18 protein-coding genes are annotated in these 19191 nt (G+C 72.5%); 12 read left to right on the top strand and 6 right to left on the bottom strand.

What is annotated here, in order from left to right:
* Position 1: 1 nt before the first annotated feature.
* Positions 2-1510, top strand: a complete 1509-nt coding sequence (locus ACZ7MG_RS12580; protein ID WP_471382006.1) for a flavin-containing monooxygenase — start codon at positions 2-4, stop codon at positions 1508-1510.
* Between the two features lie 22 nt (positions 1511-1532).
* On the opposite strand, the gene ACZ7MG_RS12575 is transcribed toward ACZ7MG_RS12580, so the two are convergent.
* Entirely contained in the window at positions 1533-1946 is a 414-nt protein-coding gene (locus ACZ7MG_RS12575) for a hypothetical protein (RefSeq protein WP_471382008.1), read from the bottom strand.
* Positions 1947-2167: 221 nt separating this feature from the next.
* Between ACZ7MG_RS12575 and ACZ7MG_RS12570 the strand changes: the two genes are divergently transcribed.
* From ACZ7MG_RS12570 to ACZ7MG_RS12530, 9 genes are all read left to right on the top strand, one after another.
* Positions 2168-3874, top strand: coding sequence for an FAD-dependent oxidoreductase (locus ACZ7MG_RS12570; RefSeq protein WP_471382941.1), 1707 nt, complete (start codon positions 2168-2170; stop codon positions 3872-3874).
* Positions 3875-3999: 125 nt separating this feature from the next.
* Positions 4000-4470: a hypothetical protein gene (locus ACZ7MG_RS12565; RefSeq protein WP_471382010.1), complete on the top strand. Its 471-nt coding sequence runs from the start codon at positions 4000-4002 to the stop codon at positions 4468-4470.
* Between the two features lie 360 nt (positions 4471-4830).
* The gene (locus ACZ7MG_RS12560) at positions 4831-5985 is read left to right on the top strand and encodes a SchA/CurD-like domain-containing protein (RefSeq protein ID WP_471382011.1); all 1155 of its coding nucleotides are present in this window, start codon (positions 4831-4833) and stop codon (positions 5983-5985) included.
* 132 nt (positions 5986-6117) lie between these two features.
* On the top strand, positions 6118-6495 hold the full coding sequence (locus tag ACZ7MG_RS12555) for a cupin domain-containing protein (protein ID WP_471382943.1): 378 nt from the start codon (positions 6118-6120) through the stop codon (positions 6493-6495).
* Positions 6492-7760, top strand: coding sequence for a beta-ketoacyl-[acyl-carrier-protein] synthase family protein (locus ACZ7MG_RS12550; RefSeq protein ID WP_471382013.1), 1269 nt, complete (start codon positions 6492-6494; stop codon positions 7758-7760). The genes ACZ7MG_RS12555 and ACZ7MG_RS12550 overlap by 4 nt, the downstream gene beginning before the upstream one ends.
* Positions 7757-9031, top strand: coding sequence for a beta-ketoacyl synthase N-terminal-like domain-containing protein (locus ACZ7MG_RS12545; RefSeq protein WP_471382015.1), 1275 nt, complete (start codon positions 7757-7759; stop codon positions 9029-9031). Before ACZ7MG_RS12550 ends, ACZ7MG_RS12545 begins: the two co-directional genes overlap by 4 nt.
* Before the next feature lie 52 nt (positions 9032-9083).
* Positions 9084-9341: an acyl carrier protein gene (locus ACZ7MG_RS12540; protein WP_471382016.1), complete on the top strand. Its 258-nt coding sequence runs from the start codon at positions 9084-9086 to the stop codon at positions 9339-9341.
* A 1-nt stretch (position 9342) separates the two neighbouring features.
* Positions 9343-9822 (top strand): SRPBCC family protein, encoded by a 480-nt coding sequence (locus ACZ7MG_RS12535; RefSeq protein WP_471382017.1) that lies wholly within the window; start codon positions 9343-9345, stop codon positions 9820-9822.
* A 56-nt stretch (positions 9823-9878) separates the two neighbouring features.
* Positions 9879-10214: a TcmI family type II polyketide cyclase gene (locus ACZ7MG_RS12530; RefSeq protein ID WP_471382019.1), complete on the top strand. Its 336-nt coding sequence runs from the start codon at positions 9879-9881 to the stop codon at positions 10212-10214.
* Between the two features lie 80 nt (positions 10215-10294).
* Here ACZ7MG_RS12530 and ACZ7MG_RS12525 read toward each other — a convergent pair whose 3' ends face one another.
* The 3 genes from ACZ7MG_RS12525 to ACZ7MG_RS12515 all read right to left on the bottom strand — a co-directional run bounded on the left by ACZ7MG_RS12525 (position 10295) and on the right by ACZ7MG_RS12515 (position 13838).
* Positions 10295-11290: a methyltransferase gene (locus ACZ7MG_RS12525; protein WP_471382945.1), complete on the bottom strand. Its 996-nt coding sequence runs from the start codon at positions 11288-11290 to the stop codon at positions 10295-10297.
* Between the two features lie 124 nt (positions 11291-11414).
* Complete coding sequence (locus ACZ7MG_RS12520) at positions 11415-12536, bottom strand: right-handed parallel beta-helix repeat-containing protein (RefSeq protein WP_471382021.1); 1122 nt, start codon at positions 12534-12536, stop codon at positions 11415-11417.
* Positions 12537-12635: 99 nt separating this feature from the next.
* Positions 12636-13838, bottom strand: a complete 1203-nt coding sequence (locus tag ACZ7MG_RS12515; protein WP_471382024.1) for a serine hydrolase domain-containing protein — start codon at positions 13836-13838, stop codon at positions 12636-12638.
* 380 nt (positions 13839-14218) lie between these two features.
* On the opposite strand from ACZ7MG_RS12515, the gene ACZ7MG_RS12510 reads away from it, so the two are divergent.
* Positions 14219-14806 carry a DUF2637 domain-containing protein gene (locus tag ACZ7MG_RS12510; protein WP_471382027.1) on the top strand — a complete coding sequence of 196 codons (588 nt, stop codon included), beginning with the start codon at positions 14219-14221 and terminating at the stop codon, positions 14804-14806.
* 6 nt (positions 14807-14812) lie between these two features.
* Here the strand turns inward: ACZ7MG_RS12510 and ACZ7MG_RS12505 are convergent, their stop codons facing one another.
* Positions 14813-17311, bottom strand: a complete 2499-nt coding sequence (locus ACZ7MG_RS12505) for a SpoIIE family protein phosphatase (RefSeq protein WP_471382029.1) — start codon at positions 17309-17311, stop codon at positions 14813-14815.
* A 134-nt stretch (positions 17312-17445) separates the two neighbouring features.
* Complete coding sequence (locus ACZ7MG_RS12500; RefSeq protein WP_471382032.1) at positions 17446-17601, bottom strand: hypothetical protein; 156 nt, start codon at positions 17599-17601, stop codon at positions 17446-17448.
* A gap of 115 nt (positions 17602-17716) precedes the next feature.
* Here ACZ7MG_RS12500 and ACZ7MG_RS12495 point away from each other — a divergent pair, with 115 nt between their 5' ends.
* Complete coding sequence (locus ACZ7MG_RS12495) at positions 17717-19174, top strand: APC family permease (protein WP_471382035.1); 1458 nt, start codon at positions 17717-17719, stop codon at positions 19172-19174.
* Positions 19175-19191: the final 17 nt, after the last annotated feature.

Raw genomic sequence — 19191 nt, 5'->3', positions numbered from 1 at the left:
GATGCCGCGGCCCAAGAGCACCGGGAGCACCGGGAGCACCGGGAGCACCGGGAGCACCGAGACCCGCCACACCGACGCCCTGATCATCGGCAGTGGCCTCTCCGGCATCGGTGCGGCGATCAAGCTCCGCGAGGCGGGCGTGCGCGATCTGGTGATCGTCGAGAAGGCGGCCGAGCTGGGCGGCACCTGGCGGGACAACACCTACCCGGGGTGCGCCTGCGACGTGCCGTCCGCCCTCTACTCGTACTCCTTCGCACCCAACCCGGAGTGGACCCGGGCCTTCGCCGGCCAGCCCGAGATCCGGTCCTACCTCCGGAGCACGGCCGCCGCGTACGGCATCACGCCGCTCATCCGCTACGGCACCGAGGTCACCCGGGCGCAGTGGGACCCGGCCGAGTCCCACTGGCGCGTCGAGACCACCCGCGACACCTACACCGCCCGCATCCTGATCTCGGCGGCCGGACCCTGGCACGAGCCTCTGCTCCCCGACCTACCCGGCCTCGCCGACTTCCCCGGCGAGGTCTTCCACTCCTCGCGCTGGCGCCACGACGTCGACCTCACCGGCGCCCGCGTCGCCGTCGTCGGCAGCGGCGCCTCGGCCGTGCAGTTCGTGCCCGCGATCCAGCCGCGCGTCGGCCGGCTCCACCTCTTCCAGCGCACCGCCCAGTGGGTGCTGCCCAAGCCCGACCACCCGGTGCCGCGCGCCGAACGCCGGCTGCTGCGGACCGTCCCCGGCGCCCAACGGGCCCTGCGCACAGCGGAGTACGCGGCCCTGGAGGCCCTCGGCGTCGGCTTCCGCCACCCGGCCCTGCTGCGGGCCGTGCAGAAGATCGGCACCCTGCACCTCCGGGCCACCGTCAAGGACCGGGCCCTGCGGCGGGCACTGACCCCCGACTACACCCTGGGCTGCAAGCGCCTCCTCCTCTCCAACACCTACTATCCGGCCCTGACCAGGCCCAACGTCACCGTGCACGCGACGGCGGTGAAGGCCGTCGAGGGCCGCCGGATCATCGGCGCCGACGGCAGCCGCGCGGACGTCGACACGATCGTCCTGGGCACCGGCTTCCACATCCTCGACATGCCCATCGCCCAGCGGGTGTTCGACGCCGACGGCACCAGCCTCGACGACCACTGGAAGGGCAGCCCGGACGCCTACCTCGGCACCACCGTCACCGGCTTCCCCAACGCCTTCGTCCTCCTCGGGCCACACCTCGGCACCGGCCACTCCTCCGCGTACGCGGTCCTCGAAGCCCAACTGGCGTACGTGGCGGGCGCGATACGCCACTTCCGCACGGCGGGCTGGACCAGCATGGACGTACGCCCCGAAGTCCAGGCCGCGTTCCAGGCGGAGGTCCAGCAGGCGCTCCCCTCCACCGTCTACAACGCGGGCGGCTGCTCCAGCTACTACCTCGACGTCAACGGCGTCAACAGCTTCAGCTGGCCCTGGTCGACCGGCCGTATGCGCCGCCGCCTGTCCCACTTCGACCCGGAGGCCTACGAAGCCCGCTAGCTCCTACGACAGCCGCTGACTCCTACGCCGCCACGGGTGCCGTCGGCCGAGGCCGGTCCCCGATGGCCGCGATCAGGAACGAGAGCCCCGTGGTGACCGCGACGCTCCCCAGCATCACCATCGTGACGCCGACCATGTAGAGGCCGCTGGCGTCGTCCGACCAGTCGTAGAAGGAGGCCGCGGTCAGGCCGATCGTGGTGCCGGCGACCGCGCCGAGGACGTGCCCTCGGGACGCCGCCCAGTAGACCGGGAGCAGCAGCGTCAGCACCAGGCCGACGACCTGCCATGCCTCGTACGGGCCGGTCGACGAACCGTCAGGATGCAGGTCGCGGTGCTGGTCCCAGCCCAGCCAGACGGCCCAGAGGGTCAGCGAGGCGACGGTCGTCACGAGGGCCGACAGCAGCTGGGGGACGGTTCCGAGGAGTCGTTGTCTCATGAACCCAGCCTCCCGGCACGCCCCTTCTCCGCCCAGAGCACAAGTACTCAGCTCCATCCGAGTACATGAGCGGCCCGCCCCTAAGCGGGTGAAGCCCGGTCCCGTTCTCCCGGTGCGGGGCACGTGCGGGGCATGGATGAAGCCCCCGGCCCTACCCGGCCGAGTCGGCGGACACGACGCGCTGGAGCTGAGCGATGAACGCGATGAACCCGATGAGACCGATGAAACCGATGCGGCAGAGCCCTGATCGGACCGACCCCACCGGCACCCCCACCCCCCACGTCCCGGTCCTCATCGTCGGCGGTTCCCTCGTCGGCCTGTCGACCTCGGTGTTCCTGGGCCGCCTCGGGGTGCCGCACACCCTGGTCGAACGGCACACCGGCACCTCCATCCATCCACGCGGCCGGGGCAACAACGTCCGCACGATGGAGCTGTTCCGGACCGCCGGTGTCGAGCCGGGCATCCGGAAGGCCGCCGCCACCCTCGCCGACAACCACGGCATCCTGCAGGCGCCCACCCTGGTCGGCGACGCGGGCGAGTGGCTGTTCAAGGAGATCGACGCGGGCGGCGGCCTCGCCCGCTTCAGCCCCAGCTCCTGGTGCCTGTGCAGCCAGAACGACCTGGAGCCGGTGCTGCTGGAGCACGCCGAACGGCTCGGCGGCGATCTGCGCTACGGCACCGAACTGCTGTCCTTCGAGACCGACGCCTCCGGTGTCACCGCGCTCGTCAAGAGCCGGGAGACCGGCGAGCACACCACGATCCGCGCCGACTACCTCGTCGCCGCCGACGGCCCCCGCTCCCCGATCCGCGAACAGCTCGGCATCGGCCAGAGCGGCCCCGGCGACCTGTTCCACAACGTCAGCGTCACCTTCCGCTCCCGCGCCCTCGCCGGTGTCGTGGGCGACCGCCGGTTCATCGTCTGCTATCTGACGAACCCGGACGCCGACGGGGCGCTGCTGCCCGTGGACAACAAGGAGAACTGGGTCTTCCACCTGCCCTGGCACCCCGAACACGGCGAATCCCTGGAGGAGTTCACCGAGGAGCGGTGCGTCGAGCACATCCGCCGGGCGGTCGGGGTGCCGGATCTCGACGTCGAGATCACCGGCAAGGCCCCCTGGCACGCCGCCCAGCGCGTCGCCCGCAGCTACCGCTCGGGGCGGGTCTTCCTGGCCGGCGACTCGGCCCACGAGATGTCCCCGACCGGCGCCTTCGGCTCCAACACCGGTATCCAGGACGCCCACAACCTCGCCTGGAAGCTGGCGGCCGTGCTCGGCGGCTGGGCGGGCGAGGGCCTGCTCGACTCGTACGACGCCGAGCGCCGCCCGGTGGCGGAGGCGACCAGCGCCCGTGCCGCAGCCCGCTCGGTCGAGCACAGCCACCCCGGCTTCGCCCCGGCCCCCGGCGTCGGCGGGGGCGGCGGCCCGCAGCGCGGCATCCTCGACGTGGCCCTCGGCTACCGGTACCCGCGCGGCGCGGTCCTCGGCGCCGACCCCGCGACCCCGGTCGTCCCCGAACGCCTCGACCTCTCCGCCGAACCCGGCAGCCGGGCGCCCCACATGGCGGTACGTCACCAGGGGAAACCCGTCTCCACGCTGGACCTCTACGAGCGCTCACTCGTCCTGCTCAGCGACGCGGGCGCCGACACCGGCAACAGCGGCAGCGCCTGGCACGCCGCCGCGCTCCGCCTCGCCGAGGCCATGCCCGTCCCCCTCACCCCGTACCGCTTCGGCACCGGGCCCGACGCCGAGCTGACGCCCGAGGACGGCGGCGCGGACTGGGCGGCCGTGCACGGGACGACGGCCGGTGGCGCCGTGCTCGTCCGGCCCGACGGGTTCGTGGCGTGGCGGTCGCCGGGCCCGGTCCCGGACGCCGAGGCCACCCTGCGCGAGGTGCTGACCACGCTGCTGGCAGGCGGATCGCCCGAGTGATCACCCGAGTGATCGCCTTGAGTGGTGACGGGGAGTCGGCTGGCTGACGGTGGATCACGTCGGGGGCGGGTCACCTCAGCTGACGCAACGCCAGCTGCCCGCCCCGTCGACGGAAGGATCGTCAGATGCGCTCTGCTCGCACGCTCATGGTCACTGCGGCGGCCTCGGCCGTCCTCGTACTCGGCGCGCCCGGCGCGTACGCCTCCGGGGGCTGGGACGAGGCGGACTCCTCGTACAGCAAGGAGCAGGAGAAGGGACAGGGGAACGGCGCCGACGGCCCCGCCCGGCAGGACGACAGCGCCGGCGCGGTGCGGCAGGACCCGGCCGCCGGTGCCGTGAAGCAGGAGGAGAACTCCTGGAGCGGCAAGCAGGAGGCCGGCTCCGGCACCGTCAAGCAGGAGGAGAACTCCTGGAGCGGGAAGCAGGACGAGGAGTCCTGGGGCGGCGGTCACGAGAAGCCCCGCGGTGGGGTGCACACCGGTGGCGGCGGCCTCGCCTCGCCGGCCGTGACCGCCGGTGGCCTGGCCGTCCTGGCCGTCGCCGGGACCGGGCTGTACGCGGCGCGCCGCAGGAAGACCGCCGGAAGCGTGGCCTGACCCGTGCCGGGCGCGATAACCACCGTGACCGGCCGCGCCCCCGAAGGCCCGGCCGGTCACCCGAAGACCCGGCCGTTCACCCGAAGCCCCACCACTGCCCCGGCACACCGGTCACCCACCCGACGCCTCGGTCGTCCACGCCCCGGCCACCCGCCCGATACCCCGACCAGCCACCCAGCCGCCACGGCCACCCGCCCAGCGCCTCGGTCATCCACCCGACGCCCCGGTCACCCGCGCAGTGCATACGAGTCGCGCGTCGGAAGGGGCGGGCTCAAGATCGAGGCACGCCGACGTGACGTCACGCCGCCCCGGCCGACGCCCCGTTTCGTCTCTGCCCCCCACCGAGGAGATGTGCGCAGCATGACCACCACGTCCGAACGGCTTACCCAGACGCTGAAGCGACAGGTGTCGCAGCGTGTCTCCCAGTCCGTCTTCGACGGCTCCCGGCTCCGGGTCGTCCTCCTCGTGGACGTCTACGACGGGGCCCAGCAGCAGTTCCTGGAGGCGTACGAGCAGCTGTGCAACCAGGTCGCGTCCGTCCCCGGGCACGTCAGCGACCAGCTGTGCCAGTCCATCGAGAACCCCTCCCAATGGCTGATCACCAGCGAGTGGGAGAGCGCCCCGCCGTTCCTCACCTGGGTGAACAGCGAGGAGCACGTGCAGATGGTGCGCCCGCTGCACGACTGCGTCCGGGACACCCGTTCGCTGCGCTTCCACATCGTCCGCGAGACCGGCGGCCCGGCCGAGGTGGCCGAGGCGGGCGAGCGCCGGCTGCAGAGCTCGCCCCGCATCGGTGACGGTCTGATCCGGCACGCGCTCACCTTCACGGTGAAGCCGGGCAGCGAGGAGATCGTCGCGAAGATCCTCGCCGACTACGCCGCGCCGGAGCCGAAGGTCGACGACTCGACCCGGCTGTGCCGCACCTCCCTGTTCATGCACGGCAACCGGGTCGTGCGGGCCGTCGAGGTGCGGGGCGACCTGCTCGCCGCGCTGCGGCACGTGGCCCGGCAGCCCGAGGTGCGGGCCGTCGAGGAGGCCCTCAACCCCCATCTGGAGCAGGACCGGGACCTCGACGACCCCGATTCGGCCCGGGTGTTCTTCACCCGCGCGGCGCTGCCCGCCGTGCACCATGTCACGGCCGGTCAGGAGAGCCCGGACGCCGAGCGGCACGCCCTGTACTACCCGGCCCGCGAGGGCTGCGGGCTGCGGCTGGCGGAGCTGCTGGCCCGGCAGGACGAGGCGGCGGCGGACGACCCGCAGGGCCCGGTGCTGCGCAGCACGATCTTCCAGCGCGACGACATCGTGGTGCGCCTGGTCGACGTACGCGGCGGCATCGACAACGACCCCGGCCCCGTCCTCGGTCTCACCGACCGGGCCCGCGCGGCCGAGCTGACGGACCTCCTCGACGGCGGCGCGCTCGGCGCGGACGGCTCGCCGAAGGACGGCGCGCCGGCCCGGCTGCTGACGGTCGCCCGCATGGACCTCGTCACCGACCGCCGGGCGCCCGACGCCTGACGACCCGGCACCCCCTCAGCCATCCCCTCCCGTCCTCACGTTCGGAGGAACGTCGTGATCAATCGCCATCCCGGCATCGTGGATGTCAGCGAGGTCGAGCCCAACACCCGGCGCGGCGGCGATCTGCGCGCCATGCTCACCCCCACCACGGTCGGCTCCACCAGCGGTTTCATGGGCGTGGCCATCGTGGCGCCCGGCGACCGCATCGCTGAGCACTACCACCCGTACTCCGAGGAGTTCATCTACGTCATCTGCGGGCAGCTGGAGGTGGACCTCGACGGCGAGGCCCATGAACTCCGGCCCGAGCAGGGGCTGTTGATCCCCGCCCATATGCGGCACCGGTTCCGCAACGTGGGCAAGGTGGAGGCCCGGATGGTCTTCCACCTCGGCCCGCTGGCCCCGAGCCCGCCGCTCGGCCATGTCGACACCGAGGACGCGAACGGCGTACCGATCCCGGTGGAGGCGGCGCACGCCGGGCGGGCTGCCGAGCGACCTCAGGTCCGCTCATGACCAGGCGCGTGGCGGTCACCGGCATAGGCATCGTCGCCCCAGGCGGCATCGGTGTCCCGGCGTTCTGGGACCTCCTGGCCGACGGTCGTACGGCGACACGTGGCATCACCTTCTTCGACCCGTCCGGGCTGCGTTCGCGGATCGCCGCCGAGTGCGACTTCGACCCGGCGGCCCACGGACTGGACGCGGAGCAGGTCGCCCGCTGCGACCGGTACATCCAGTTCGCCCTGGTGGCCGGCGAGGAGGCGGTACGGGACTCCGGTCTCGACCTCGCGGCGGAGAACCCCTGGCGGGTCGGGGTCTCCCTCGGCACCGCGGTCGGCGGCACCACCCGGCTGGAGCACGACTACGTGCTGGTCAGCCATGGCGGGGAGCGCTGGGACGTGGACCACCGGGAGGCCGGGCGGCATCTGCACCGGGCGTTCGCGCCCAGCACGCTCGCCTCGACGGTCGCGGAACGCTTCGAGGCGCGCGGGCCGGTGCAGACCGTGTCCACCGGCTGCACCTCGGGCCTGGACGCCGTCGGGTACGCCTTCCACACGATCGAGGAGGGCCGGGCCGACATCTGCATAGCCGGGGCGTCGGACTCGCCGATCTCCCCGATCACCATGGCCTGCTTCGACGCGATCAAGGCCACCTCCCCCAACAACGACGACCCGGCCCACGCCTCCCGCCCCTTCGACGCGGACCGCAACGGGTTCGTCATGGGCGAGGGCGGTGCCGTACTCGTCCTGGAGGAGCTGGAGCACGCACGGGCCCGCGGGGCGCATGTGTACTGCGAGATCAGCGGGTACGCCACCTTCGGCAACGCCTACCACATGACCGGGCTGACCAGTGAGGGCCTGGAGATGGCGCGGGCCATCGAGGACGCCCTCGACCACGCCCGGCTCGACCGGACGGCCGTCGACTACGTCAACGCGCACGGCTCGGGCACCAAGCAGAACGACCGGCACGAGACGGCGGCCGTGAAGCGGACGCTCGGCGCGCACGCCTATGACACGCCCATGAGTTCCATCAAATCCATGGTGGGTCACTCGCTGGGCGCGATCGGCGCCATCGAGGTCGTCGCCTGTGCGCTGGCCCTGGCCCACCAGGTCGTCCCGCCCACCGCGAACTACGAGACCCCGGACCCCGAGTGCGACCTGGACTATGTGCCGCGCGTCGCCCGGGAGCGGCGGCTGAACACCGTGCTCTCGGTGGGCAGCGGGTTCGGCGGGTTCCAGTCCGCGGTGGTCCTGAACCTGCCGAGGGAGAAGACACGATGACCACAAGGACCACGACGACGAGGAGCGAACGGCGTCCCCGTCGCGCGGCCGTCACCGGCATCGGCGTGGTCGCGCCCAACGGGACCAGCACCGAGACGTTCTGGAAGTCCACCCGGGAGGGCATCAGCGTCCTGGACCGGGTCACCCGCGAGGGCTGCGAGCATCTGCCGCTCAAGGTGGCCGGGGAGGTGCGGAACTTCGACCCGCCGTCGGCGGTCGAGGAGCGGTATCTCGTGCAGACCGACCGGTTCACGCACTTCGCGATGGCCGCCGCCGACCAGGCGCTCGACGACGCCCGGCTCGACCGGCCCGAGACCGACGCGGCACCGTTCTCGGTGGGCGTGGTCACCGCGGCCGGCTCCGGCGGCGGCGAGTTCGGCCAGCGGGAGCTGCAGCAGCTGTGGTCCAAGGGCAGCCGCTTCGTGGGCCCGTACCAGTCGATCGCCTGGTTCTACGCGGCGAGCACCGGCCAGATCTCCATCCGCCGGGGCTTCAAGGGCCCCTGCGGGGTGATCGCCTCCGACGAGGCGGGCGGGCTGGACGCGCTGGCGCACGCGGCGCGGGCCGTGCGGCGCGGTACGGACGTGATGGTGGCCGGCGCGACCGAGGCGCCGCTCGCGCCCTACTCGGTGGTCTGCCAGCTCGGCTACGAGGAGCTGAGCACGGTCGAGGACCCGGACCGCGCCTACCGCCCGTTCACCGCCGCGGCCTGCGGTTTCGTGCCCGCCGAGGGCGGTTCGATGCTGGTCGTGGAGGCCGAGGAGACGGCCCGGGACCGGGGCGCGCCCGTGCGGGCGGTGCTGGCGGGCCATGCGGCGACCTTCACCGGCGCCTCCCGCTGGGAGGAGTCCCGGGGCGGGCTGGCCGAGGCGATCCGGGTCGCCCTGGACGAGGCGGGCTGCGCCCCGGAGGAGATCGACGTGGTCTTCGCCGACGCCCTCGGCACCCCGGCGGCGGACCGCGCCGAGGCCCTCGCGATCGTCGACGCGCTCGGCGCGCACGGCACCCGGGTCCCCGTCACGGCGCCGAAGACCGCCGTGGGCCGGGGCAACGGCGCGGCGGCCGTCCTCGACGCCGCCGCGGCCGTGCTCGCGATGGAGCACGGCGTCATCCCGCCCACCCCGAACGTCTTCGACGTCTGCCACGACCTCGACCTCGTCACCGGCTCCGCCCGCGCCGCCGAGCCGCGCACGGCGCTGGTCCTCAGCCGGGGACTCATGGGGTCGAACTCGGCGCTGGTGCTGCGGCTCGGCACCGGCGCCACCTCCTGACCACCCGCCCCCGACCACCCCGCACCCTCTGCACACCAAGGAGAGAGAACGCATGAGCGAGCGCATCACCGTGGAAGAGCTGTCCCAACTCATGAAGAAGGCCGCCGGGGTCACCGTGCCCCCGGGAGAGCTGGAGGAGCACCTCGATTCCGAGTTCGGCACCCTCGGCATCGACTCGCTGGGGCTGCTCGGCATCGTCGGCGAGCTGGAGAACCGGTACGGCACGCCGATGCCGGCGGACACGGAGAAGTGCCGGAGCCCCCGGGACTTCCTCGACCAGGTCAACAGCGCGCTTCTGGCGGGTGCCTGAGATGGCCGGGCACACGCAGAACGAGATCACCATCGCCGCGCCCGTCGACCTGGTCTGGGACATGACCAACGACGTCGCCAACTGGCCCCGGCTGTTCAGCGAGTACGCCTCCGCCGAGATCCTCTCCCAGGAGGGCGACCGGGTGACGTTCCGGCTGACCATGCACCCGGACGAGAACGGCAAGGTGTGGAGCTGGGTCTCGGAGCGCGAGGCGGACCGGGAGACCCTCAGCGTGGAGGCCCGCCGCGTCGAGACCGGGCCCTTCGCCTACATGAACATCCTCTGGGAGTACGAGAAGGTCCCGGGCGGTACGCGGATGATGTGGACGCAGGACTTCTCGATGAAGCCGGACGCGCCGGTCGACGACGACTGGATGACCGACAACATCAACCGGAACTCCAAGGTCCAGATGGCCCTGATCCGGGACCGCATCGAGAAGGCCGCCGCCGAACGGGGCGCCGCCCCGGGCCTGACCGACTGAGACGGCCGCACCCGACCCCGTATTCGGACCCCGTATTCGGACGGAGAACGACACCCATGCACCAATCCCTGATCGTCGCCCGGATGGCCCCGGGCGCGGCCCCGGACATCGCCAAGATCTTCGAGGAGTCCGACCGGGGGGAGCTGCCCCACCTCATCGGGGTCTCCCGGCGCAGCCTCTTCCAGTTCGACGACGTGTACCTGCACCTCGTCGAGTCCGAGCGGGACCCCACGCCCGCGATCACCAAGCTCGCCGGACACCCCGAGTTCCGGGGCATCAGCGAACGGCTGTCGGCGTACGTCTCCGCGTACGACCCGGCGACCTGGCGTTCGCCGAAGGACGCGATGGCGAACTGCTTCTACCGGTGGGAGCGGGACGGCAGCCGCTCCTGACCACACCGACAGGCCGCCGGACCCGCCGTGCGGCGGGTCCGGCGGCCTGTGCGGTCACGGTCGTGTCATCCGCGAACGGATCATCCGGGCACATGGCAGTCGAACGCGTGGAGGTACGCGTTGACCGGCCGTACGTCGTCGATGACCAGCCCCGCGGCCGTCAGCCGTGAGGTCATGCTCCCGGTGGTGTGCTTGGCGCCGCCGACGTTGAGGAGCAGCAGCAGGTCCATGGCCGTGCTGAACCCCATCGACGGCGAGTCGTCGACGAGGTTCTCGATGACCACGACCCGGGTGCCGGGGCCGCCCGCCCCGATGACGTTGCGCAGCAGCCGGGCGGTGCTGTCGTCGTCCCACTCCAGGATGTTCTTGATGACGTAGGTGTCGGCCCGGACCGGGACGGCCTCGCGGCAGTCGCCGGGGACGACCCGGGTCCGGTCCGCGAGCGCGCCGCCCGGCCGCAGCCGCGGGTCGGCGTTGTCCACCACGCGCGGCAGGTCAAGCAGGGTGCCGTGCAGGGCCGGGTACTTCTCCAGCAGGCTCGCCACCACATGGCCCTGGCCGCCGCCGATGTCGGCGACGGACGAACTCCCCGACAGGTCGAGGAAGTCGGCGACGTCCCGCGCGGACTGGACGCTGGACGTCGTCATCGCCCGGTTGAAGACGTCGGCCGACTCCGGGGCGTCCTCGTTGAGGTAGACGAAGAACTCCTTGCCGTACAGGTCCTCGACGACGTTGCGCCCCGAGCGCACCGCCTCGTCGAGCTTCGGCCAGGCGTCCCAGGTCCACGGTTCGGTGCACCACAGGGCGATGGCGCGCAGGCTGTGCGGGTCGTCCTCGCGCAGCAGCCGGGACATGTCGGTGTGCGCGAACGTCCCGTCGGGCCGTTCGGTGAACACGCCGTGGCAGGCGAGGGCCCGCAACAGCCGCCGCAGCGGCTTCGGTTCGGCCTTCACCGCCGCCGCGAGGTTGTCCACGGCCAGCGGGGTGTCGCCGAGGGCGTCGGCGACCCCCAGCCGGGCGGCCGCGCGGAGGGCGCCGGCGACGGCCGCCCCGAACACGAGTTCACGCAGCCGCATGGGGGGCGGCGGGGGCGGTGGTGTGTGCGCGGTCTGCGCGGGTGGGGTCTGTGTGGTCGTCACGCGACGCCTTCCTTCTCCCTCTTCGAGTTCATGAGCGACCTCGGCCGGTCGGCTCGGCCGGTCAGCACAGTCCCGCGGGCCTGGACGCCCGGCAGGTGTTGCCCGCGAAGGTGTTGCCCTTGCCGACGGTGTCCGTGTTGATCAGGTCCGCCGGGGCGTTGTTCTCCAGCACGTTGTCGGTGATCCGGTTCCGCTCGCTGGTGGTGCCCACGAAGCTCTTCCAGACCACGACACCGCCCGACAACGGGGAGTTGCCGGCGTTCCCCGTGATCCGGTTGCGGGTCACCAGGGTGTCCTCGGCGCCGGTCAGCACGATGCCGGTGCCCTGCAGCGCGTCCAGGCGCGCGGTCTTCGGGCAGGACTTGTTGTTCCGGTCGATGAGGTTGTCGCGCACGGTCAGCGCGCCCGCCCGCGGCATGTTCTCGTCGCCGACGACGAAGATCCCGGCGCAGTTGCCGGTGAGGTGGTTGTCCGCGACGGTGAGGTTCCGCAGCCGCCGGACGGTCAGCCCGATCCGGTTGCCCTCCAGGCGGTTGTGCGCGACCACCGCGCCGCCGGTGTCCGTGGCGCCCTGCTCGGCCTTGATGGTGTTGGCGAGGAACAGCCCGGCGTCGCCGTTGTCCCGGGCGGTGTTCTTGCGGAACACCCCGCGCACCGAACGCTCCTGGGCGATGCCCCACACACCGTTCTTCACGGCGGTCACATGCCGCACGGTCAGCCGGTCGGTGTCCAGGGCGTACACCCCGGACCCGGCGAAGCCGGTCACGGTCAGGTTGGCGACGGTGACGTCCTCGACCTTGCGGTCCTTCGTCCCGATCACACAGATGCCGTTCCCGGCGTCGCCGCAGGCGTCGGGGGTGGCGGGCTTGGGCGCGGCCGGGTCGACGGCGGCCGGTTCCACGACGGTACGGGGGCCCATGCCCCGCAGGGTGATCCCGGGGGTGCTGACCTTGACGCTCTCGCGGTACGTGCCGGAGGCCACCAGAACGGTGGACCCCGGCGCCGCGGCGTCCACCGCCTGCTGGATCGACTCCCCCGGAAAGACCACATGGGTCGGATGGGCCGAATGGGCCGAATGGGTCGGATGGTCCTCGCGGTCGGCGACCGCCTGCGGGGCGGCCCCGAGCCCCGCCCCGATGACCGCCGCGACGCACGCCACTTGGGCAATATGCCATTTCTTCATATTCCGCACGTTATGACCAGATACTCGATGAACGGGCGGATGGGCCATCCGGTGGCGTGTCCCCGCCCCGGCCCGTTCGCCGGACCCCGCGCGGGCCCGCTACCGAGGGGGCGCCGGGCGGTCGTAGACGTTCTCCGGGGTGACGATCTCGGTGATCGCGCGGGCGAACAGCGAGGACGGCTCCTGGCCCCCGGAGGTGATGTCGGTGTTGAGCAGCAGCACCAGGGTGGCCTTCCGCGCCGGCAGGTACACGGTGACGCTCTGGTAGCCGGGGATGGAGCCGTTGTGCCCGATCCAGCCGCCGGTCTCGAAGATGCCGAGGCCGTAGCTGGTGCCGGGGAAGCCGGTCGGCAGCGTCTTCAGCCGTTCCGCCTGGGTCTTCGGGCTGAGCAGGGTGCCGGTGGCGACGACCTCGGCCCAGCGCCGCAGGTCACGCAGGTCCGAGATCATCGCCCCGGCCGCCCAGCCCCAGCTGGGGTTCCAGTCCGTGGCGTCCTCGACCTCGCCGCTCAGCGTCTGGTTCGTGTAGCCGCGCGCGTGCGGCTCGGGGAACTCGGAGCCCTCGGGGAACAGTGTGTGACGCAGCCGGGCCGGGCGCAGCACCCGCTCGCGGATGACGTCGGCGAGCCGCCGGCCACTGACCTTCTCGATCACCAGGCCGAGCAGGACGAGGTTGGAGTTGGAGTACTGGAACTCCGCGCCCGGCGCGAAGGTGTTCGCGTGCCGGAAGCCGTACGCGAGCACCTCGCGCGGGGTGAACGAGCGGCGCGGGTCGCTCAGCAGGGTCCGCGTGAAGTCCGGGTCGGCGCTGTACGGGAAGAGCCCGCTGCGCATCTCCGCGAGATGCCGCAGGGTGATCCGGCGGCCGTTCGGCACCCCGCGTACGTAGCGGGAGATCGGGTCGTCCAGCCGGATCCGGCGGTCGTCGACGAGCCGGAGCAGCGCGGTGACCGTGAAGGTCTTGGTCTCGCTGCCGATCCGCGAGAAGAGGCCGGTGGTCATCGGCCTCCGCGTGACCGTGTCGGCGAGCCCGGTCGCCCGGACGTAGCACCCCCGGCCCGGCATCCACAGCCCGACGACGACACCGGGGACACCGGCCTGCCGGCGGACACCCTCGACGGCCGCGTCCAGCCGCGCGGCCACCTCGGACCCGAGGCCGCCGGAGCGACACGGCGCGGGCGCGGCGTGGACGGCCGCCGCGGGGACGACCGCCAGGGGGGCCAGGACCGCGGCCACCAGCAGCGCGGCGGCGGCGAACGGACGGCGGGAACGGCGGGAACGGCGGGCGGGGAGATGTCTCATCTCGGGGTGCCTATTCCGGATCGGGATCGGAGGGGCCCACGTCACCATCCGGGCACCGGGCCGAGGTGTCCCTCCCGGCCGCGTCGGGGTGCGGTCCACTCGATCGGAGCCGGGCGACTGAGCAGATATTCACCCTTTCATGGGCCATCCACCGTGGTTCGCTCCTCGCGGAAATCCCCGCCGATCGCTATTCTCCCGAATGCCCAAAATCAGGGACCGGCCCCTCTCGCGCCGGTCGGCAAAACGGATCCGAATGGACAGGATGAGGATTCAGAATGCGAACCGATTATGATTATGATTCGGTAGACCAAAACCCTGACGGGTTCCAGCCGTTCGAGACGCAGCCCATCTGGCTCCCCGGTCCGCGAGCCTCGTCGGGCGTGTGGGACCCCAACGACGAGCTGATCCACATGCCCTACACGGCCCACAGCGTGGACCCCGTCCCGCCCCTGCCGGAGGTCCGCGTCGACCTCCCGCGCCGCCCGGTCGACCGACGACGGCCACGCCCCGGGTCCCACATCCTTTCCAAGAACCCGCGGATCGTCCCGGTCGTCTTCTTAATTACGACAATCGCCGTGTGCGCACTGACGATGCTTTATTGGTCAGTCTCTTATTCGTACGGTCAACTGCGCGGTATCGCGCTGCTGGTCGTCTCGGAGCATTTGGCGCGCTGGTGGCCGCTGACCGTGTACGGGCCGTGGCTGCTGGCGGGGCTGTCGATTCTGCGGGCGTCGGTGCAGCAGCGCACCGCCCGGCGGTCCTGGGCGGTGATGCTGATCTGCTCGGGCACGGCGGTGGCGCTGTGCATCGGCCAGTCACCGGGTTCGCTGCTGGCCATGGCGATCGTCGGGATTCCGCCGATCACCGCCCTGGTCTGCTTCCGTGAGCTCGTCGGCCAGTTCGCGTCCGGGCCGGGCCCCCGGCACGCGGCCGACTCCCTCAACGGGCCCAAGCAGGGCAGGCCGTAGGCCGGTTCATCCGAGGGTCTGTTCCGTCCAGATCGTCTTGCCCGTGGGGGTGGGGCGGGTGCCCCAGCGCTGGGTCAGCTGGGCGACCAGGAGCAGACCCCGGCCGCCCTCGTCGTAGGAGCGGGCGCGGCGCATATGGGGTGCCGTGCTGCTGGCGTCCGAGACCTCGCAGATGAGGCTCCGATCGTGGATCAGCCGCAGCCGGACCGGCGGCTCGGCGTGCCGGATGGCGTTGGTGACCAGCTCGCTGACCACGAGTTCGGTGACGAAGGCCGCGTCGTTCAGGCCCCAGCTCTCCAGTCGGCCGAGGGCGTTCTTGCGGGCCTCGGCGACGGCGGAGGGGTCGGGGGACACGTCCCAGGTGGCGACCCGCCTGGGGTCGAGTGCGCGGGGCCGGGCGACGAGCAGGGCCACGTCGTCGGTGGGCCGCTCGGGCAGGACGGCGCCCAGCACTCCGTCGCACAGCGCGTCGAGCGAGACGGCGGGGGTGACGAGGGCCTGCCGGAGCCGGGTGATGCCGTCGTCGATGTCGCCGATGTTCGGGCCCGCGCCGACGCTGTGCTCGGCGCCACCGCCGTTCTCTGCGTTCCGGGATTCGATCAGGCCGTCGGTGTAGAGGGCGAGCAGCCCGCCCTGAGGCAGTTCGGTCTCCAGGGACTCGAAGGGCAGACCGCCCAGGCCCAGCGGGGGCCCCGCCGGGAGGTCGAGGACGTCGGCCGTACCGTCCGGGCGCACCACGACCGGCGGCGGATGCCCCGCCCGGCAGAGCGTGCACCGGCGCGAGACGGGGTCGTAGACGGCGTACAGACAGGTCGCTCCGACGATGCCCGCGCCGCCCTCCGCCTCCGTCGCCAGGCGGGCCACGAGGTCGTCGAGGTGGGTGAGGAGTTCGTCGGGGGGCAGGTCGATGTCGGCGAGGGTACGGACGGCGGTGCGCAGCCGGCCCATGGTCGCGGAGGCGTGGATGCCGTGGCCCACGACGTCGCCGACGACCAGCGCCACCCGGGCCCCGGAGAGCGGGATCACGTCGAACCAGTCGCCGCCCACCCCGGCGCGGGCACCGGCCGGGAGATAGCGGGAGGCGACCTCGACGGCGTCCTGCTCGGGCAGGCTCTGCGGCAGCAGACTGCGCTGGAGGGTGACGGCGGTGCCGCGTTCGCGGGTGTAGCGCAGCGCGTTGTCGATGCTGACCGCCGCGCGGGCCGCCAGTTCCTCGGCCAGGACGAGGTCGTCCTGCTGGAAGGGGTCGGGGTGCCGGTGGCGGGCGAAGACGGCGACGCCCAGGGTGGTGCCGCGTGCGGACAGGGGCACGGTCATCGCCGAGTGGAACCCGAAGTCACGGATCCGGGCGGTGCGTACCGGGTCCTGGGCCACCCAGTCGGCGATCGCGGGCTCGGTCACCCGGTACAGGACCGCCCGCCCCGTCCGCAGACTCTCCACCGGGGGCGAGCCGTCCGGGTAGTCGTCCACCTCGCCCGGCGCGACGACCGCCTCGGGGCTCCCCGGCAGCACGGACTGGTGGGCGATACGGCGCAGCGCGAGGGGCCGGCCGTCCGCCGGCGCACGCGGGGGCGGGCCGTACTCCCCCGCCGCCCCGAGGACGTCGGCGGCGCCCCCTTCGTCGAGGGAGGCCAGCAGGTCGACGCTGAGGAAGTCGGCGAGGTCCGGGACCGCGATGTCCGCCAACTCCTGTGCCGTCCGCGTCACGTCGAGGGTGCTGCCGATGCGCCGGCCGGCCTCGGCGATCAGCTGGAGGCGTTTGCGGGCCCAGTACTGCTCCGTCGTGTCGTGTGCGGTGGTGGCGACGCCGAGGACCCGGCCGTCCTCGTCCTCCAGCCGGTAGAACTGGATCGACCAGGCATGCTCGCGGGTCTCGCCGGGGGCGTGCGCGTGGTTCTCCATGTACTGCGGCCGACCGGTCTCCAGGGCCCGGCGCATCAGCCGCTCGACCTCGCCGATGGCGGGGTCGTCGACCGCGTCCGTCAGCCGCAGCCCGCGCAGGTCCTCGTCGCCGAGGCCCAGGGCACCGCGCGAGCCGCGGTTGGCGTGGCGGTAGCGCAGATCTGTGTCGTGCACCGAGGTCGCGCAGAACGGGGAGTCGAGGAAGCCGTGCAGCGCGAGCGCCGCGTCGCCGGGGCGGGGCCGGGTCCCCGTCAGCGCGGAGACCAGGAACCAGTCACGGGTCCCGCAGTACGACGTCCGGTGATGCCCCAGGACCTTGACCTCCACACGGCGGCCGTCCCGGTGCCGGAGGACGAGGGTGCCGTGCCAGCGGGGCAGCTCGGCGAAGGACGGGAGGGTGTCCGCCGGGGGCGGCTCGGCGAGCAGGGAGGCGGCCGGGCGGCCCAGGATCTGCGGGGGCGTGAATCCGAGGAGGCGTTCGGCGCCGGCGCTCCAGCCGGTGACGGTGCCGTGCTCGTCGACGGTGGCGCGGGCGGTGAGTGCCTCACCGACCGCGTCCGGGCCCGGGTCCGCTCCCGGTCCGTCGCCGATCTGCCGCTCCATGGCCGCTCATCTCGCTCTCACCGCTACCTTCGGTATGTCCCATCACATCCTTTTCACACTATTCCGCGACCGCCGGACGGGCATCATGTCCCGGACCGCGGGGCGGGGGCCGGCGTCGAAGCGGACGGGGCGGGTCAGCGGCGGCGGCGCAGGGACGGGTCGAGGAGGGCGGGCGGGGTGTCGTGCTTCTCGTGGGGGGCCAGGTCGGCGTCCTCGTCGCGGGCCTGCGCCGCCCGGCCGCCTGACCTCTGTCGGCGCGTCGCCGCACACGCACTGTCGTAAGCACCCAAACAATCTGTCGTCCTACACGTGTCACTCCCTTGCCACGCAGGCGCGTTGAGGCAAGCATGGGGCAGCTCGTTTGAGCCGAAACCAAACTCCTCCTCTTCGCCCGACAGGTGAACCATGTCCACAAGTGCGTCCAGAACCCGGCACGCGGCCGGTGACGGTTACGCGTCCACCGGCTCCCTCAAACAGAACGCGCTCGGCGTCCTGGGCATCCTCTTCTTCGTGCTCTCCGCGCAGGCACCGCTGACCGGTGTCGCCGGAGCGGCACCGGTGGCGATAGCCATCGGCAACGGCCCCGGAGTCCCCGCGATGTACGTCGTGGCCGGTGTGGTCGTCCTGCTCTTCTCCGTCGGCTACGTCGCGATGGGCCGCCACGTCGTCGACGCGGGCGCCTTCTACTCGTACGTCGGCAAGGGCCTCGGCGGTACGGCCGCCGCGGGCAGCGCGGGGGTGGCGCTGCTGGCGTACCACGCCATCCAGGCGGCGGTGTACGGCCTGTTCGGCTCCGTGATGAACGGGCTGGCGCTGCAGTACCTGGAGACGGACGTGCCCTGGTGGCTGTTCGCGCTCGGCACGATGGTGATCGTCCAGCTGCTCGGCGCGACCGGTGTCGACGTGGGCGCCAAGGTGCTCGCGGTGTTCGTGCTGGCCGAGATCAGCCTGCTGCTGGTCTTCGGTGTGGTGATGCTCCTCAAGGGCGGCGGCCCCGAGGGGCTGGCGCCCGGCTCCTCCTTCTCCCTGTCGGCGGCGCTGGAGGGCGCGCCCGGGGTGGCGCTGATGTTCGCGGTGGCGTCGATGTTCGGCTTCGAGGCGACCGCGATCTACGGCGAGGAGGCGCGCGAGCCGCACCGTACGGTCCCCCGGGCCACCTATCTCGCGGTCGTCCTGGTCACCGCGTTCTTCGCCTTCACGTCCTGGATGCTGATCTCGGCCCACGGCCCCTCGTCCAGCGCGGCCGCCGCGGGCAAGGCGCTGGAGGCCGGGGACGGGGCGGGCTTCGTCGCCGCGCCGGTGGCGGCGGAGCTGGGGGCGTGGGCGGGCGACGCGCTGCCGATCCTGCTGGCCACCTCGCTCTTCGCCAGCATCCTGGCCTTCCACAACTCGGCCAACCGCTATCTGTTCTCCCTGGGCCGGGAGGGCCTGCTGCCGCGCGCCCTGAGCACGCTCAACGGCCGCCAGTCGCCGTGGCTCGCGGGTGTGGTGCAGACCGGGGTGGCCGCGCTGCTGGTGTTCCCCTTCGCGCTGGCGGGCGAGGATCCCGTCCTCACGCTCTTCTCCTGGCTCAGCGGTCTCGCCGTGCTGGCGATCATGCTGCTGTACCTGCTGACCTCGGTGTCGGTCATCGTGTACTTCCGCCGCGAGCGGTCCGGTGACACGCGGCTCTGGAACACGCTGATCGCCCCGGCGCTCGGGGCCTGTGGCATCGCCGGGGCGATCTGGCTGATCGTCTCCAACTTCACCACGCTCATCGGCGGCGACACCGCGACGGCGGTCTGGCTGGCGCTGGCCGTCCCCGGTGCGCTGCTGGCGGGCATCGCCATGCCGCTGGCCTCCGGCGGGGCGGGGCGGCGATAGGGGGCGCTGGGGGCGCG

The sequence above is a fragment of the Streptomyces sp. NPDC107538 genome, from assembly GCF_055657445.1.
The sequence above is the reverse complement of the archived record's forward strand: the minus strand, read 5'-3'. Positions and strand labels throughout refer to the sequence as shown.

Coding starts and splice junctions, on each gene's coding strand:
- ACZ7MG_RS12580 (WP_471382006.1), top strand. CDS start 2: ATGCCGCGGCCCAAGAGCACCGGGAGCACCGGGAGCACCGGGAGCACC.
- ACZ7MG_RS12575 (WP_471382008.1), bottom strand. CDS start 1,946: ATGAGACAACGACTCCTCGGAACCGTCCCCCAGCTGCTGTCGGCCCTC.
- ACZ7MG_RS12570 (WP_471382941.1), top strand. CDS start 2,168: ATGAAACCGATGCGGCAGAGCCCTGATCGGACCGACCCCACCGGCACC.
- ACZ7MG_RS12565 (WP_471382010.1), top strand. CDS start 4,000: ATGCGCTCTGCTCGCACGCTCATGGTCACTGCGGCGGCCTCGGCCGTC.
- ACZ7MG_RS12560 (WP_471382011.1), top strand. CDS start 4,831: ATGACCACCACGTCCGAACGGCTTACCCAGACGCTGAAGCGACAGGTG.
- ACZ7MG_RS12555 (WP_471382943.1), top strand. CDS start 6,118: ATGCTCACCCCCACCACGGTCGGCTCCACCAGCGGTTTCATGGGCGTG.
- ACZ7MG_RS12550 (WP_471382013.1), top strand. CDS start 6,492: ATGACCAGGCGCGTGGCGGTCACCGGCATAGGCATCGTCGCCCCAGGC.
- ACZ7MG_RS12545 (WP_471382015.1), top strand. CDS start 7,757: ATGACCACAAGGACCACGACGACGAGGAGCGAACGGCGTCCCCGTCGC.
- ACZ7MG_RS12540 (WP_471382016.1), top strand. CDS start 9,084: ATGAGCGAGCGCATCACCGTGGAAGAGCTGTCCCAACTCATGAAGAAG.
- ACZ7MG_RS12535 (WP_471382017.1), top strand. CDS start 9,343: ATGGCCGGGCACACGCAGAACGAGATCACCATCGCCGCGCCCGTCGAC.
- ACZ7MG_RS12530 (WP_471382019.1), top strand. CDS start 9,879: ATGCACCAATCCCTGATCGTCGCCCGGATGGCCCCGGGCGCGGCCCCG.
- ACZ7MG_RS12525 (WP_471382945.1), bottom strand. CDS start 11,290: ATGCGGCTGCGTGAACTCGTGTTCGGGGCGGCCGTCGCCGGCGCCCTC.
- ACZ7MG_RS12520 (WP_471382021.1), bottom strand. CDS start 12,536: ATGAAGAAATGGCATATTGCCCAAGTGGCGTGCGTCGCGGCGGTCATC.
- ACZ7MG_RS12515 (WP_471382024.1), bottom strand. CDS start 13,838: ATGAGACATCTCCCCGCCCGCCGTTCCCGCCGTTCCCGCCGTCCGTTC.
- ACZ7MG_RS12505 (WP_471382029.1), bottom strand. CDS start 17,311: ATGGAGCGGCAGATCGGCGACGGACCGGGAGCGGACCCGGGCCCGGAC.
- ACZ7MG_RS12495 (WP_471382035.1), top strand. CDS start 17,717: ATGTCCACAAGTGCGTCCAGAACCCGGCACGCGGCCGGTGACGGTTAC.